We start from the raw sequence: 14,826 nt of genomic DNA, 5'->3' as shown, positions 1-14,826 counted from the left end.
CACGGGCGCATGCGCCGATGAATAGCCTTGTGCATATGGTTTATAGTTCCATATTTATCGAACAAAGCAATAAGCGGGGTGCGCCACCCGGCGCTGCCCGACAGGAAGTTTTATGTCACGTCGACCGACCGCTAATCTGACCGAGTCCGATCCGCCGGCGACTGCCGACCTTGATACGATAAAATCCCTGCTGCCCTATCTCTGGCCGAAAGGTCAGTTCGAGATGCGGGCGCGGGTGGTGGTGGCAATTGCCTGCCTTGTTCTGGCGAAGGCGGCGTCGGTCTATGTCCCGATCCTCTACAAGGAAGCGGTCGACCTGATCTCGGGCGACAAGTTCGATTTCACGGTCCTGTTGTGGATCGTTGTTGCTTACGGCATGACGCGCCTTGGCCAGCAGGCCTTCGCCCAGTTGCGCGAGTTCTTCTTTGCCCGTGTCGCCCAACGGGCGATCCGCGCGGTCGCCATCAAGACGTTCCGGCACCTGCACCGGCTCTCCCTGCGCTTCCATCTGGATCGCCAGACCGGCGGGCTGACCCGGGTGATCGAGCGGGGCACGAAGGCCATCGAGTTCCTGCTCAATTTCATGCTCTTCAATATCCTGCCGACGCTGTTCGAGATCTTTCTGGTCTGCGGCGTGCTCTGGTGGATGTTCGACTTCCGCTATGCCATCGCCACCTTTGGAACGATCTTCTCCTACATCACCTTCACCATGCTGGTGACGGAATGGCGGCTGAAGATCCGGCGCCGGATGAACACGATGGACAACCGCGCGAACACTCGCGCGGTCGACAGCCTGCTGAACTATGAAACCGTCAAATATTTCGGCAACGAGACGCATGAGGAGGAGCGCTACGACCGCTCCATGCGGAGCTATGAGGACGCGGCGGTCAAAAGCCGGACCAGCCTGTCACTGGTCAATGTCGGTCAGGGCGGGATCATCGCCGTCGGCTTGATGGTCGTCATGGCGCTCGCGGGCGGTGATATCGCCGCCGGCAAAGCGTCTGTCGGCGATTTCGTGATGGTGAATACCTATCTGATCCAGCTCTATATGCCGCTGAACTTCCTCGGTTTCGTCTATCGAGAGATCAAGCAGTCCCTGACGGATATGCAGCAGATGTTCCTGTTGCTCGATGAGGAGGCGGAGATCGAGGACGCGGCGGACGCGAAAGATCTTGTGGTCGAGAAAGGCGCGGTTCGGTTCGACAACGTGAAGTTCGGTTATTCGGCGGAACGCGGCATTCTAAAGGGGATCAGCTTCGATGTGCCGGCAGGCAAGACCGTTGCGCTGGTCGGCCCGAGCGGTGCCGGAAAATCGACCATCTCCCGGCTGCTGTTCCGCTTTTACGATATCGACGAAGGCGCGATCCTGATCGACGGTCAGGATATCCGCTCAGTCACGCAAGAGAGCCTGAGGCGGGCTATCGGGATCGTTCCGCAGGACACTGTCCTGTTCAACGATACCATCTACTACAACATCGCCTACGGCCGGCCCGATGCAAGCACAGCCGAAATCGAGGAGGCTGCCCGTCTGGCCCGGATCCATGATTTCATCGTAAGCCTGCCGGACGGATATGAAAGCACGGTCGGCGAGCGCGGGCTGAAACTCTCTGGCGGTGAAAAACAACGTGTCGCGATTGCCCGGACATTGCTGAAGCAACCGAAGATCTTCCTCTTCGACGAGGCGACATCGGCACTCGACAGCCAGACGGAAAAAGCGATCCAGAACAGCCTCTCCGAGGTCAGCCAGGACTACACCACTCTGGTCATCGCCCACCGCCTTTCGACCGTGGTCGACGCGCACGAGATCATCGTGCTGCGCGACGGCGAGATCGCCGAACGCGGCAATCATGATGTGCTGCTGTCGCAGGACGGGATCTATGCCGCAATGTGGCGGCAGCAGATGCGTGAAAGTTCAGAAAATCAGCAGGGGGGCATTGCGTCAGCTCTCGCCGAAGTCTGAGTACGACGGTCAGGGGCGGTCAAAGATGGCGTTCTGCTCGCCTAGATTGCGCAGTGAAAAACCTAGGTCCCTCATAAAGAGAATGATGTCTTTGCTCTCTTCGCCATCAAGTTCGACTAGGACTGAAGCGACAGTCTCGTTCGCCAGTGTATCAGTGGCGCCTTTCAGGATCGAGAGTTCGAGCCCGTCGACATCAACCTTGATGTGCGTTGGGACTGTTCCGGTCATCTTCACGAACGCATCCATAGTCGATGATATTGCTGTCAGCTCCAGAAAATCAGAGCCTGACGGACGGTAGTTCTCATTCGGCTCACCGAATTGGTTGAGGCTTTTTCCCGCCGTTGTGTCGGCTACGAAAAAGCTGCCAAACCCTTGCTCATCACAAAGCGCGAGCGGAAAGGTCTTTAAACGGTCCTACAGGCCGTTTGCGATCACTGTCCGGACAAGAGCATGATAATTTGCAAAATGCGGTTCGAACGCAACAATCGACGCATCTGTGCTGGCCGCTGCCAGAATACTGAATATCCCGACATTGGCGCCGATATCGAAGAATAGGGCATCGCTTGGAAGCGCCCTTATCCAGGCGTTTGTCTCGGGCTCTCTTGCTTCAAGAGATGTTGCAAAATACAGGCACTTGTGGTTCGGGACCGCGAACTTCATCGTGCGGCCCTCGATCTGCAGGTTGAAGAACGGGAGCCTGTTTTCGTATTGCTCAATAGCCTCAAGGGCGTCGTCGGCGGTTTTGATACGGGTTTTCGGGCTCATGGCGGGTCGCTAAATGTGTTGGCTCGCCGAAATCGCGCCACCCGGAATCAACAGATACATTCTGTGTTGCTTCTAGCTGTTTATCTGTGCGCGCGGACGATCATGTGTTCTTCCTAATGGCCTGAGGGAAGACGCGGCCAATTTCTGACAGTTTCTCAGGTTTTGCTACAACGGCAAGCGCGATGGCAAGGCCGCTGGAGAACCGGTCGACTATTGGCAGAAGGAGGTGAGGTAGTGCCTCGATCACCTTATTGCAGCCGAATGCCTCTATATCGACACCATTGAGATAGTAGTCATCGAACACAATGATTTCGGACTCTCTCAGCTTGCTGAAATCCTGGGCAATGGTTTCAACTGCGTGCCCGCCGTCGATATAGCAAAAATCCACCGCCTGTTCTGTCAGCGCCTCAAGGGAGCTACCGCGAACGAGATGAAAGCTGAAACCAGGTTGGGACGCTTTAAAATTGGCCAGTTTTTCGTCGACCTCGGTAAGCTTGACCCAGCTTTTTCCATTCAGCTCATCCTTATCGTTCCCCGACGTGGCGAGTTCGAACAGGTCATATCCGCGATATGTGACTTGTTGCCGACCCTGAAGGGCTGCAGATGCCATTTCGATTGCACGCTGACCGTTCCAGGTACCGACCTCCACGAGCGTTGCTGGCTTAAAGGTCCTGATGAGGTCCAGGATCTGCCCATAGCGTTGTGGATTGTTCATGGTTTCCGTGATGACGGGCACTGGACTCTCTGTGGTCTTGGGCTGCCCCTTACGATGGTTCATGAATTCCGATAGTTGGCATTCGGAAAAGGGGTCGGCGGTGAACAAATCCGCTGAGAGATCGTGTGTTTTGATCTTGCCCTGTGCCTCGAAGATCGTGCGGGTGACATCGAAGACTTCGCTATCGTGCCATGCGTTCAGTTTGAACAGCTCGCCGGACAAGTAGACCCGCTCCATTGTCTCGAAGAAGGCGCCAACTTCCTGATGACGCATGTCGAAACAGAGGAAGCCGGTTTCGCTGTGCTTTCCCTTGCGCCCGAGATAGGCGGCAAAATATCCATCCATCATTTCCGGAATCAGTGTATCCGGTACGGATTGATGCGTGATCACATCGCCGTCTAGCCAGACCAGATAATCCGTCTCAAGAGTGCCCGCGGCGGCAAACATCGCGAACATCTTGTGCGAAAACCTGACAGCGTCGAAATTGTAGTTGTAGCCCTCTGTCGTATGGCCGTTAGCCATCGGCTGTTTGCCATAGTGATTTTTGAAGGTTACCAGCCTCGGCGCTGCGGTGTTCAGGTCGTAGCATTGGACACGCGCGGCGTCTTCCAGCGTGAAGCCTTCTGAATAGACGACAAGATTAATAGTCTCCGGCCAATAAGAGATGAAGCTGCGAATGGACTCGCGTCCATACTGCTCAAGTCCCTTGTTGTTGAAGGTTGTGATTACCGTCACTTTGGGAGCCATCAAACCCTGCCCTTGTGCGCGTGCTTCTCGACGCCTGTGAACCTAAAACTCAATTAGGCACCGCAGCAAAAAGTGCGCGGCAGGTTTCTTCTATTTCTGCGGTTATCCTGCAAGCAAGGCAGAAATTCGAATCCTGTTGCGAATTACGCTCTGGTCGAGGACTCCAGATACGCAACAAAGTTCCGATTAGGACCTGCGGGGCAGAAAACTTGCAGACCTAATTCAATTGTCAGACCGATCATTGCGAACTTACCGCCCCCTATCGACGGATTATTACGCGAACCCCATAGTTCTCCCGAAATCATCCGTTTTCAGGAGGCCGAGATGGGCCTGATAGAGCCGCAAAACAAGATCGAAACCCTGCGTGAGCTGGAGAAGAAAGTTCTCTGGCTTGCCATGTGGATGATCCATAACGCCAACCATGTCCGGCCGTCGCGCGATGGGATCAAGGTCGGCGGGCATCAGGCTTCCTGCGCGTCCGTCTCGACGCTGATGACGGCGCTCTATTTTGACGTCCTGAAGCCGCAGGACCGGGTCGCGGTGAAGCCGCATGCAAGCCCCATATTCCATGCCATCCAGTACATGATGGGGCGGCAGGACCAGTCGGCGCTGGAGAGTTTCCGGGCGCTTGGTGGCGCGCAATCCTATCCCTCGCGCACTAAAGACCGGGACGAGGTGGATTTTTCGACCGGCTCTGTCGGCCTCGGTGTTGCCATGACGCTGTTCGCTTCCATGGTGCAGGATTACGTCCGGCTGCATCACCTTGTGCAGGACCAGGGCCTGCAGCAGCAGCCGGCCGGCCGCATGATCGCTGTCATGGGCGATGCGGAGCTGGACGAGGGTAATATCTACGAGGCCATGCTGGAGGGCTGGAAATACGACGTCCGGAACCTCTGGTGGGTGATCGACTACAACCGGCAGAGCCTGGACGGTGTGGTTTCGGATGGCTTGTTCCAGAAGATCCGGCAGTTCTTCGGCACGGTCGACTGGAACGTCAACATGCTGAAATACGGCAAGAAATTGGAAAAGGTGTTTCTGCAGCCTGGCGGGGAAGTGCTGCGGAACTGGATCGACGATTGCCCGAACGATCTCTACAGCGCGCTGACCTTCAAGGGGCAGGCCGGCGGTGACAGCACCTGGCGGGATCATCTGAAGCGCGATCTGCACGGGGTCAAAGGCATCAAATCGATCCTCGACAACCATGACGACGAGACCCTGCATGCCCTGATGACCAACCTTGCCGGGCACGACATGGAAGCGGTGCTGGACGCTTTCCACGGGGTTTCAGACGATAGCCCGCAATGCTTCATCGCCTACACGGTGAAGGGCTTCAACACACCGCTCGCCGGACACAAGGACAACCACGCAGGCCTGATGACGCCGGACCAGATGGAGCTGTTCCGATCTCATATGGGGGTGCCGGAAGGGGACGAGTGGGACCCGTTCGCCAATCTCGACATGCCGGCGGAAGAGGTGCGGGACTATCTCGCTGGTGTTTCCTTCAATCGGGGCGGATCGCGTATTCATCATGCAGCCAAAGTGGAGCTGCCGGAGAGCATCGTGCCGAAGCGTGCCGCGAAGACATCGACACAGCAGGCCTTCGGGGCCGTACTGAACGAGCTGGCGCGCGGCAACTCTGCGCTCGCCTCCCGCATCGTCACCACCTCGCCGGACGTGACGGTCTCGACCAATCTCGGCCCCTGGGTGAACCAGCGAGGTATTTTCAGCCTCGACATGCGGAACGATGTCTTCCGGGACGAGAAGGTGGCGTCTGCGCAGAAATGGCTGCGGCATGGTGGCGGGCAGCATTTCGAGCTCGGTATCGCGGAGAGCAATCTGTTTCTGATGCTGGCCTCGCTCGGCTTATCGGGGCCGCTATTCGGCACACGGCTGTTGCCGGTCGGTACACTCTACGATCCATTCATCGCGCGTGGTCTCGATTCATTGAATTACGCCTGCTACCAGGGCGCCCGTTTCATGGTCGTGGCGACCCCTTCCGGGATATCGCTCGCTCCGGAAGGTGGGGCGCACCAATCGGTTTCGACGCCGCTGATCGGCATGGGCCAATCGGGCCTGCTGAGCTTCGAGCCCGCCTATGCGGACGAGGTGGCGGAGATCATGGCTTGGGGCTTCAACTACATGCAGGCGGATGATGGTGGGGCGGTTTACCTCCGACTCTCGACACGGCCGCAGGAGCAGCCGGAGCGGGAGATGACCGCCGATCTCAGGCACGACATTGTCTCTGGTGGTTACTGGCTGCGTGAGCCGGACCCGCAGGCACCGGCCGTGATCGTCTATACAGGTGCGGTGGTTCCGGAAGTGCTGCAGGCCCGCGAGATGCTGGAGGAAGAGCTGCCGGGTGTCGGTGTGCTCGCGGTCACCAGTGCGGACCGGCTCTATGCTGACTGGCAGGCGCGCGTGCGCCGCCCGGACGCCCCTGTTCCGCATCTGGAGAAACTGATGGGCGGGCTCGGCCCGGAAACCAGGATCATCACCGTGCAGGATGGTCATCCGGCGAATTTGAGCTGGATCGGCAGCGCGCTTGGCCGCCGCCTGTTCCCGCTTGGTGTCACGTCGTTCGGCCAGTCCGGCGATCTGCCGGACCTCTACCAGACCCACGGCATTGACGCTGAAGCGATCATGGATGCGGTTGCGGCAGCCTGCGTTGACAAGGCGCGAGGCACGCCGATGGCGGTCTGAGTCTCAGGCGAATACAGCTTTTAGCTTGTAGCGCGGAACCGGATGGTCCCAGTCGCCGCCCTCCAGCAATCGGGCGGCGGCGTACCCCCAGTCGTCCGACCCCTTTGCCCCTTTACCGTTACCGCAAATGGCAACGGCAAGCCGGTCCCCGGCCACATAGTCGATATAGGGCAGGCCTGAGGTGCTGAAGGTGGTCACGCAGGTATCCGTGTGTCGGTCAGGGCAGTCCTTCAGCACCGGAATAAGGCCTTCGAAGACGTCGGTAAGCTCCACCCGGTTACGCTCTGAACCCTTGGATTTGAACCAGTCTGTCAGGTCGTCGACGGTTGCCAGTTGGGCGTCGGCTTCCGTTCCGATACCGATCTTCACGTAGAGATGCCCGTCCGGATAACGGATAGGAGGCAGTATGTAAGAGCCGGCATACCGGTCGATGATGGTGGGCATGGCCTGCAATGCTTCGGCAGCAGGTTCGGTGACCCGGATCAGCAGGATTGTGCGGGCATAGACCGTCGTAGCGAGCGGCCTTGGCAGCAGCTTCATGGCTGTCGTGTAGCCGCCTGTTGCGACCAGTACACGTTCAGCCGTAAGGGTCTGTCCGTCATCGGTGCTGACGCTGACATGGCTGCTCTGGACATCGATCTTGGTGACGGCGGCGTTGATGATCTCGGCGCCCTGTTTCTTGGCGATCGTCGTCTGTGCCTTGACCAGTGCGCGCGGGCTTAGGTGGCCGGCGGTCTCGGTCTCCCTGATGCCCGCGCAATCGTCGGGCAGCGAAAGGAAGGGATAGAGCTCGCGCATTTCGTTTGAGCCGATCACGGTGGCGTTCCCGCCATTCTCCCGTGCCAGAGCAACGGCCGGTTTGATGACGGGGTCTTCCGATCCGACGATTTTGAGAAACCCGGCCGGGGTGAAGAAAGTGATGCCGCTCTCAGTCTCGATTTCCGGATAGCGGCCGATGGAGCGTGCAGCGGTGATTGACCATTCGGGCTCCGGATCGAAAATCCGGGTCAGGCGGCCTTCGTCATAATGGCTGCCGAATACACCTGAGTGAGTTTGCCTGTCTGCAGGTTCATCCGGGCCGATGACGGCGACTCCATCCTGCCAGGAGGAAAGATGGCGTGCGGCTGCGGAACCGATCAGGCCCCGACCGACGATGATATGGCGGTACATGAGATATTCTCCGGCAAACTCAGAGCCGGAATCCTAGTGCCGATCGTGGATCACTTCCAGTGCCAGTGACGTATCCGCGTGAACATCCAGCGTTCACGAACGAACGGATCGCCAGATTGAATTCGTGACCCCGATCAAACAACCAGATGCGGCAGTGCCGCGGTCAGCCAGACCAGAACATTGAAAACAATCGCGCCGAGAACGACGCAAGAGCGTTTCAGATTTCCAGCTTCCATGGCCATGACCTTCTCCCCCGTGTCACTCCGCTGTCCGATATAGACGAACAGAGACACCTTCATGTGAACAGCCTAGGAGCCGTCCGACGTTCTGACAAAAGAAATTCTCGTGATCAATCGTGACCGTATTGTGGCGAGAAAAGACCAGCTATCGTTGAGCTAGTATCCCTAACTTGACAGGGTGCAGTGCGAGTTCGAAAGAGTGTCGGGAAACTGCCTCAAATCTCAATCAGGGAGGACACCATGCTGATTGGCGTGCCCAGAGAAATAAAGTCGGATGAAAACCGGGTCGGACTGATCCCGTCCAGCGTCCGGGAGCTGGTTCATCATGGTCATAAGGTCCTTGTCGAGACCCATGCCGGCTATGGCATCGGTCTCGATGATGACCGGTATATCGCCGCCGGTGCCGAAATCGCGGGAACTGCGGATGAGGTGTTCTCCAAGGCGGACATGATCGTCAAGGTGAAGGAGCCGCAGGCGGCGGAATGCAAGATGCTGCGTGAGGGACAGATCCTTTTCACGTATCTGCATCTGGCGCCGGATCTGGCCCAGACCAAAGGCCTGATCGACAGCGGTGCTATTGCAATCGCTTATGAGACCGTCACCAGTGCCCGCGGCGGCCTGCCTCTGTTGGCGCCGATGAGCGAAGTCGCGGGGCGGATGGCGATACAAGCCGGCGCCCATTGCCTTGAGAAGGCGCAAGGCGGCAGCGGAACCCTGCTTGGCGGTGTGCCGGGTGTTCCGGCGGGGAATGTCGTTGTCATCGGAGGCGGTGTGGTCGGCACCAACGCGGCGCGTATGGCGATGGGGCTGGAAGCCAAGGTGACGGTCATCGACCGCAGCCTTGAGCGGCTTTATGAACTCGACCTCCAGTTCGGGCCGATGCTGAACACGATCTATTCGACGGTGGATGCGATCGAAGAGCATGTGATGGCCGCGGATCTGGTGGTCGGTGCCGTATTGGTCCCGGGGGCTGCCGCGCCGAAACTGGTAACGGATGCGCTGGTCGCCAAAATGCAGCGTGGCTCCGTCCTTGTTGATGTCGCGATTGATCAGGGTGGCTGCTTCGAGACCTCTCGCGCGACGACCCACCGGGAGCCGACCTACATGGTTCATGATGTGGTTCATTATTGCGTCGCGAACATGCCTGGCGGCGTTGCGCGGACATCGACCTTTGCGCTGAACAACGCCACGCTGCCGTTCGTTCTCGCTCTTGCTGACAAGGGACACCGCCAGGCACTTGCCGATGACCTTCATCTGATGCAGGGGCTGAACGTTCACCGCGGCGAGATAACCTACAAGGCAGTAGCGGACTCGCACGGTATGGTTTTCAAGACGCCGCAGGAGGCGCTGGGATTGTAGGAGCCAGCTCGGTCTATTTCGACAGGCCGAGCAGGTCCCGCATCTTGAACCAGGCCATGCCGAGGGCAAGCAGGGCTGTCCGGGCAGGGCCTCCGGGGAAGCGCAGGTTGGGCAGCCGGGCGAACATATCGAGTCGCCCGGCGTCGCCCGCCACGGCTTCTGCGATGATCTTGCCGGCAAAACCGGTCAGGGCCAGACCGTGCCCGGAGAAACCCTGCGCGTAGTAGATATTGCTGCCGATCCGTCCGAAATCAGGCATCCGGCCGGTGGTGATGGCGATTTTCCCGGACCAGGCATGGTCGATCACAACATCGCTCAGTTCCGGATAGACCTTGGCCATACACCGGCGCAGGGCATCCGCCGCATTCGTTATGGGCCGGCCGGAATAACTGGCGAGTCCGCCGAACAGCAGGCGATTATCGACGGTCCTCCGGAAATAGTTGAGTGCGGTATTCGAGTCCGCGACGGCCTCTTCTCCGGGCAGGATGCGGGAGGCTTGATCAGCACTTAGAGGGGCCGTGGCGGCAACGGCGCTGAGCACGGGGGCGACGCGGTAACGGATTTCCGGCACGAGAGCATCGAGATATGCATTGCCGGCCAGCACCAGCATTCGCGCTTTGACCCGGCCGCTATTGGTTTCGATTGTGACCGTCGCGCCCTTCTGGATGGCGATGGCCCGGCTTTCCTCGAAGATTAGGGCTCCGGCAGTCTGAGCGGCTTGTGCCAGGCCGTAGAGATAGGCAAGCGGGTTCATATGCCCGCTGCCGTGCTCCAGCAATGATGCGCAGTAGAGTTGTGAGCCGGTTGCCGCTTCCGTCTCGGCGCGGTTCAGCATTTTGAGATCGGTGAAGCCGTAGGTTTTCGACCACGACTCGGCCATCTCCTCGAGGCCGCGCTCCTGCCGGTTGTTCAGAGCTGCATGAATATAGCCGCGCCGGTAATCCGCCTTGATGGCGTGGCGGGCGATGCGGACCTGTATATCCTCGATGGCTTCGTCGGCCATGGCCCAGAAGCGCTGCGCCGCATCCATTCCGGCGGCACGTTCGAACACCTCCATGCCACAGCTATAGCCCATGCAGATTTGACCGCCGTTGCGGCCCGAGGCACCGTCGCCGATCCGACCGGCTTCGAGCAGGACCGTGTTGAATCCGCGCTCCGCCAGATGCAAGGCTGCCGAGACACCGGTCAGGCCGCCGCCGATGATGCAAATATCTGCGTCGATTTCGCCGTTCAGCTGCGGACGCCGCTCGTCCTCGGATGTGAATGCGTGGTAATAGGTTGCGGTAGTCATTGCGCTTATCCGTTTTCAGATATCGGAGCCCTATCACGCTTGTCGTCCCCGGGCGAGGCGCATGATCATGTTGAAACGGCTCGCGGAGCATTTATGTCAGTCGATCTTAAATCCTGGATCAGTGAAAGACGGATAACGGAAGTCGAATGCATGGTTTCCGACCATGCCGGCATCCCTCGCGGCAAGATCCTGCCCGCGGCGAAATTTCTGGACGGGATAGGAGAACGCGGTCTGCGTCTGCCGGAGGCTATCTTCGGTCAGGATGTGACTGGCAGCTATATCGAGGAAAAGGATCTCGATCCTCGGCGCAGCGACATTTTTCTGGCGCCGCAGGCGGATACGATACGGATGGTGCCCTGGTACAAGGAACCGACGGCCCAGATTATCAACGACGCCTATTATCAGGACGGTCGTCCGGTCGATATATCGCCGCGCATGGTGCTGAAAAAGATCCTGCAACTTTATGCGGACAAGGGCTGGCGCCCGGTCGTCGCGCCGGAGCTGGAGTTCTTCCTCGTCAAGGTGAACCCGGACCCTGATTATCCGCTCGAGCCGCCTATCGGCAGGTCCGGCCGTCCGGAGACTGCCCGTCAGGCCTTCGGTATCGACGCGGTGAACGAGTTCGATCCGCTGTTCGAGGATATCTACGACTATTGCGAGGCGCAGGAGATCGATATCGACACGCTGAGCCATGAGTCCGGCGCCGCGCAGATGGAGATCAACTTCAACCACGGCGATGCGCTCGACCTTGCGGATCAGACCTTCCTGTTCAAACGGACCGTCCGGCAGGCGGCGCTGGATCACGGCGTCTACGCCACCTTCATGGCAAAACCCATGCAGGACGAGCCGGGCAGCGCGATGCATGTGCATCAGAGCCTCTACGATGTGAAAAGCGGCCGGAATCTCTTCGCGAACGAAGATGGCAGTCATTCCGAGGACTTCCTGCACTTCATCGGCGGTCTGCAGAAATATCTGCCGGCGGCCCTGCCGTTTCTTGCGCCTTATGTGAATTCTTACCGGCGCCTGATCCCTGATAGCGATGCGCCGATCAACATGCACTGGGGTGTCGATAACAGGACCACTGGTCTGCGGGTGCCGATCTCGAAACCAAACGAGCGACGGGTGGAGAACCGGGTCGCCGGGGCGGACGTCAATCCCTACCTCGCGATGGCCGCCTCTCTGGCCTGTGGTTATCTCGGCTTGGAAGAGAAGATTGAGCCTTCGGCACCGATCGATACAAGCGCCTATGCGCTTGCTGCAAAGCTGCCGCGTCATCTGGAAGACGCTCTGTTGCGGCTGAACCGGGCCAAGCCGCTGAAGGAGATCATGGGGCAGCGCTTCGTCGACGTCTTCACGTCTGTGAAGCTCGCGGAATCAGCGGCCTATCAAAAGGTTATCAGTGCCTGGGAGCGGGAGTACTTGCTCCTCAATGTCTGATGTGAGTGCTCTGGGCCCGGTCCCGACCATCGAAAGCACCGGCGGCACCGCCGAGTTTCCAAAGATGGCGGACGGGGTCCGTCTCCGCATTGCCCGGTTTCCTGCTCCAGCGGGGAAGGCGGCGGGGACGGTGCTTATGCTGGCCGGCTTCACCGAGTTCATCGAGAAGGGACTGGAGAGCATTGCGGCCCTCCGTGCCCGTGGTTATGGCGTCATCACGTTCGACTGGCGCGGGCAGGGGCTTTCCGACCGGTTATTGCCGCACCGCCGCAAGGGCCATATCCCCGACATGCAGCACTTTCTCAACGATCTTGAGGAAGTGCTGCGGATAACCCGGTTCGCGGAGTTGCCAGGACCGCACGTCATTATGGGGCATTCCATGGGCGGGCATCTGGCCTTGCGCGCGGCACACGATCATCCGGATCTGTTCGAGCGCGCGGTCCTGTGCGCGCCAATGGCTGACATCCTCACCGGAACCTGGCCGCGAATGGCGGCCTATGGTCTGGCAAAGACGATGGTGCGTCTCGGTCTGGGGGATTGTTTCATCCCCGGCGCGGGGCCTTATGTGCCGGGTCAGATGCGATACGAGAACAATCCGCTGACAACGGACCGCGCCCGCTTCGACCGCATTCATGAGCAGATCGAGATCAACCCGGATGTTGCACTAGGCGGACCTACCTTCGCCTGGGTCTATTCGGCGTTCCGGTCGATCAGGCTGGTGAAGCGTCCATCCTATCTTTCGCGCGTCCGCATCCCGGTGCTGATCCTGAGCGCCGGACGCGAGCGGATCGTCAGCAATGCGGGGCAGCGGGAAGTCGCCGCGATACTGCCGGATGCGCGGCTCGTCAGTTTTGCCGAAGGCGCGCATGAGCTTCTGCTTGAATGCGACGCGGTGCGGCATGCCGTCTGGGCCGAGATCGATGGCTTCCTGGAACGCCGGGCCTGACTCGTTTGACGGCTGGGCCGTCTCCATTTGGAATTGAATGAATGGTTTTCTCCGGGATTGGCCGGTGCTTAGATATCCATGAGGGACATCCAGAGTGCCGCTTCCGGAGGAAACCTGTGCTTTTGATCGAACGGCTCTTCGCCAATTTTACGATCTGGCTTTGTGATCTGATGGATCTGACCCAGGTCGATATCGACCGGTACAAGCAACGTGAGCTTGGGGTCAAGGCAACGCCGCAACATGCCGAGAATGAGGAGGCCGCGCGGCGTGCCCAGATCGTGGTGCGTTTCCGGGGGTAGACCTGGCCCCAAATTGCGCGATGTACTTGGCCCGCAGGGAAGGCGTCACGACCGGCGGGTTAGAACCAGCGCCGGATCAGCCGGAAGGCGATTGGCGCCAGGATGACGATGAAGGCGATGCGGAACAGATGGTGGGTGGCAACGAACGCCACATCCTGGCCGATGCCGAGCGCGACCATGCTCATCTCCGCAAGCCCGCCCGGGGCATAGGCCAGCACCAGCACGTACCAGGGCAGGCCGGTGATGTCCTGCAACAGGAAACCGGCGCCAACGGCGGTAACCAGCAGAATGACCGAGGCACCGAAAGAGGTGCGGATGATCTTCAGGACTTCGCTGACGGCCGTGCCGGCGAAGCGGCAGCCGACGCCGGTGCCGAGAACAACCTGTGCAGCGGCTATGAGCATGCTGGGCGGCGCGCTCTTGCTCAGGCCGGTCAAATGGACGGCCATGCTCAGCACCATGGCGCCAAGCAGCGGCGCGGCCGGTAGCTTTAGACGCATGGCGATGATCGGTCCGATCACCGCGCAACCCGCCATCAGTGCCCATTCATGCATCGGCAGGTCAAAGCCGGAGCCGGGCGGTAGCATGCCGGGTTGCGGGTGGTAGTCGCCAAACATCCGGAACATGAACGGGATGATCATCACCACGATCAGGATGCGGGAGGCATGGGTCAGGGCAATGATCCTTTCATCGCCGCCCATGGCCTTGCCGACGATCACCATCTCGTTCAGGCCGCCGGGAGATGATGAGAAATAGGCGGTGACCGGGTCGTACCGGGCAAAGCGCCGAAGAAAGACCAGGACCAGAACCAGAGCAACGACGCCGTAGACCAGCAGGCCGGTCACGGAGATGGCCCATTTACCAATATGGTCCAGCAAAGCCGGCGAGAAGGCGCTGCCGAGCATCACCCCGAGAATGGCGACCATGGCCATGCGCACGGTGGACGGCAGGCCTATATTCAGACCGGCAATAGAGCATACCGTCGTCGCGACCATTGCCCCCATCATCCAGGGCAGGGGCAGTTTCAGATAGGCAAAGAGGAAACCGCCCGCGCTGCCGATGGCGAGTGCAAGAAGAGCGCGCTGAATTCCGCCGGGCTTGTTTTCTTTCGGACTGGTGCTGATGGTGGATTCGGACTCAGGTGTGGCGGACGCCTTGGTATCGGTCAATTCTTGATTCACTTCGGCGATCGCCGAAC

12 protein-coding genes and 1 pseudogene are annotated in these 14,826 nt (G+C 59.3%); 6 read left to right on the top strand and 7 right to left on the bottom strand.

The window, feature by feature from the left end; all coding sequences use genetic code 11:
• The first annotated feature begins 112 nt into the window (after positions 1-112).
• Complete coding sequence (locus VOI22_RS08080) at positions 113-1,960, top strand: ABC transporter ATP-binding protein/permease (RefSeq protein ID WP_323796000.1); 1,848 nt, start codon at positions 113-115, stop codon at positions 1,958-1,960.
• A 9-nt stretch (positions 1,961-1,969) separates the two neighbouring features.
• Here the strand turns inward: VOI22_RS08080 and VOI22_RS08075 are convergent.
• The 3 genes and pseudogenes from VOI22_RS08075 to VOI22_RS08065 all read right to left on the bottom strand — a co-directional run.
• Positions 1,970-2,344, bottom strand: a pseudogene (locus VOI22_RS08075) (FkbM family methyltransferase); the annotation flags it as partial.
• A gap of 30 nt (positions 2,345-2,374) precedes the next feature.
• Complete coding sequence (locus VOI22_RS08070) at positions 2,375-2,725, bottom strand: hypothetical protein (RefSeq protein ID WP_323795999.1); 351 nt, start codon at positions 2,723-2,725, stop codon at positions 2,375-2,377.
• A 100-nt stretch (positions 2,726-2,825) separates the two neighbouring features.
• The gene (locus tag VOI22_RS08065) at positions 2,826-4,175 is read right to left on the bottom strand and encodes a class I SAM-dependent methyltransferase (RefSeq protein ID WP_323795998.1); all 1,350 of its coding nucleotides are present in this window, start codon (positions 4,173-4,175) and stop codon (positions 2,826-2,828) included.
• Positions 4,176-4,511: 336 nt separating this feature from the next.
• Here VOI22_RS08065 and VOI22_RS08060 point away from each other — a divergent pair, with 336 nt between their 5' ends.
• The gene (locus VOI22_RS08060; protein WP_323795997.1) at positions 4,512-6,887 is read left to right on the top strand and encodes a transketolase-like TK C-terminal-containing protein; all 2,376 of its coding nucleotides are present in this window, start codon (positions 4,512-4,514) and stop codon (positions 6,885-6,887) included.
• Between the two features lie 3 nt (positions 6,888-6,890).
• Here the strand turns inward: VOI22_RS08060 and VOI22_RS08055 are convergent, their stop codons facing one another.
• Positions 6,891-8,057 carry an FAD-binding oxidoreductase gene (locus tag VOI22_RS08055; protein WP_323795996.1) on the bottom strand — a complete coding sequence of 389 codons (1,167 nt, stop codon included), beginning with the start codon at positions 8,055-8,057 and terminating at the stop codon, positions 6,891-6,893.
• A gap of 134 nt (positions 8,058-8,191) precedes the next feature.
• Positions 8,192-8,356: a hypothetical protein gene (locus VOI22_RS08050; RefSeq protein ID WP_323795995.1), complete on the bottom strand. Its 165-nt coding sequence runs from the start codon at positions 8,354-8,356 to the stop codon at positions 8,192-8,194.
• Positions 8,357-8,536: 180 nt separating this feature from the next.
• Here VOI22_RS08050 and ald point away from each other — a divergent pair, with 180 nt between their 5' ends.
• Complete coding sequence (gene ald, locus VOI22_RS08045; protein WP_323795994.1) at positions 8,537-9,655, top strand: alanine dehydrogenase; 1,119 nt, start codon at positions 8,537-8,539, stop codon at positions 9,653-9,655.
• A gap of 13 nt (positions 9,656-9,668) precedes the next feature.
• Here ald and VOI22_RS08040 read toward each other — a convergent pair whose 3' ends face one another.
• Entirely contained in the window at positions 9,669-10,946 is a 1,278-nt protein-coding gene (locus VOI22_RS08040) for an FAD-binding oxidoreductase (RefSeq protein WP_323795993.1), read from the bottom strand.
• A gap of 93 nt (positions 10,947-11,039) precedes the next feature.
• Between VOI22_RS08040 and VOI22_RS08035 the strand changes: the two genes are divergently transcribed.
• From VOI22_RS08035 to VOI22_RS08025, 3 genes are all read left to right on the top strand, one after another.
• Positions 11,040-12,383 (top strand): glutamine synthetase family protein, encoded by a 1,344-nt coding sequence (locus VOI22_RS08035; protein WP_323795992.1) that lies wholly within the window; start codon positions 11,040-11,042, stop codon positions 12,381-12,383.
• Positions 12,376-13,329 (top strand): alpha/beta hydrolase, encoded by a 954-nt coding sequence (locus tag VOI22_RS08030; RefSeq protein WP_323795991.1) that lies wholly within the window; start codon positions 12,376-12,378, stop codon positions 13,327-13,329. Before VOI22_RS08035 ends, VOI22_RS08030 begins: the two co-directional genes overlap by 8 nt.
• 116 nt (positions 13,330-13,445) lie before the next feature.
• Positions 13,446-13,628 carry a hypothetical protein gene (locus VOI22_RS08025; protein ID WP_323795990.1) on the top strand — a complete coding sequence of 61 codons (183 nt, stop codon included), beginning with the start codon at positions 13,446-13,448 and terminating at the stop codon, positions 13,626-13,628.
• A gap of 59 nt (positions 13,629-13,687) precedes the next feature.
• Here VOI22_RS08025 and VOI22_RS08020 read toward each other — a convergent pair whose 3' ends face one another.
• Entirely contained in the window at positions 13,688-14,809 is a 1,122-nt protein-coding gene (locus tag VOI22_RS08020; RefSeq protein ID WP_323795989.1) for an AbrB family transcriptional regulator, read from the bottom strand.
• Between the last annotated feature and the right edge of the window lie 17 nt (positions 14,810-14,826).

The organism is Nisaea sp., assembly GCF_034670185.1.
Classification (GTDB): domain Bacteria; phylum Pseudomonadota; class Alphaproteobacteria; order Thalassobaculales; family Thalassobaculaceae; genus Nisaea.
Note: the sequence above shows the minus strand (reverse complement) of the source record. Positions and strands in the feature narration are given on the sequence as shown.

Bases quoted from the DNA above. Each gene is read 5' to 3' on its own strand.
- VOI22_RS08060 (WP_323795997.1), top strand. From the start codon at position 4,512: ATGGGCCTGATAGAGCCGCAAAACAAGATCGAAACCCTGCGTGAGCTG.
- VOI22_RS08035 (WP_323795992.1), top strand. From the start codon at position 11,040: ATGTCAGTCGATCTTAAATCCTGGATCAGTGAAAGACGGATAACGGAA.
- VOI22_RS08030 (WP_323795991.1), top strand. From the start codon at position 12,376: ATGTCTGATGTGAGTGCTCTGGGCCCGGTCCCGACCATCGAAAGCACC.
- VOI22_RS08055 (WP_323795996.1), bottom strand. From the start codon at position 8,057: ATGTACCGCCATATCATCGTCGGTCGGGGCCTGATCGGTTCCGCAGCC.
- VOI22_RS08070 (WP_323795999.1), bottom strand. From the start codon at position 2,725: ATGAGCCCGAAAACCCGTATCAAAACCGCCGACGACGCCCTTGAGGCT.
- VOI22_RS08050 (WP_323795995.1), bottom strand. From the start codon at position 8,356: ATGAAGGTGTCTCTGTTCGTCTATATCGGACAGCGGAGTGACACGGGG.
- ald (WP_323795994.1), top strand. From the start codon at position 8,537: ATGCTGATTGGCGTGCCCAGAGAAATAAAGTCGGATGAAAACCGGGTC.
- VOI22_RS08040 (WP_323795993.1), bottom strand. From the start codon at position 10,946: ATGACTACCGCAACCTATTACCACGCATTCACATCCGAGGACGAGCGG.
- VOI22_RS08080 (WP_323796000.1), top strand. From the start codon at position 113: ATGTCACGTCGACCGACCGCTAATCTGACCGAGTCCGATCCGCCGGCG.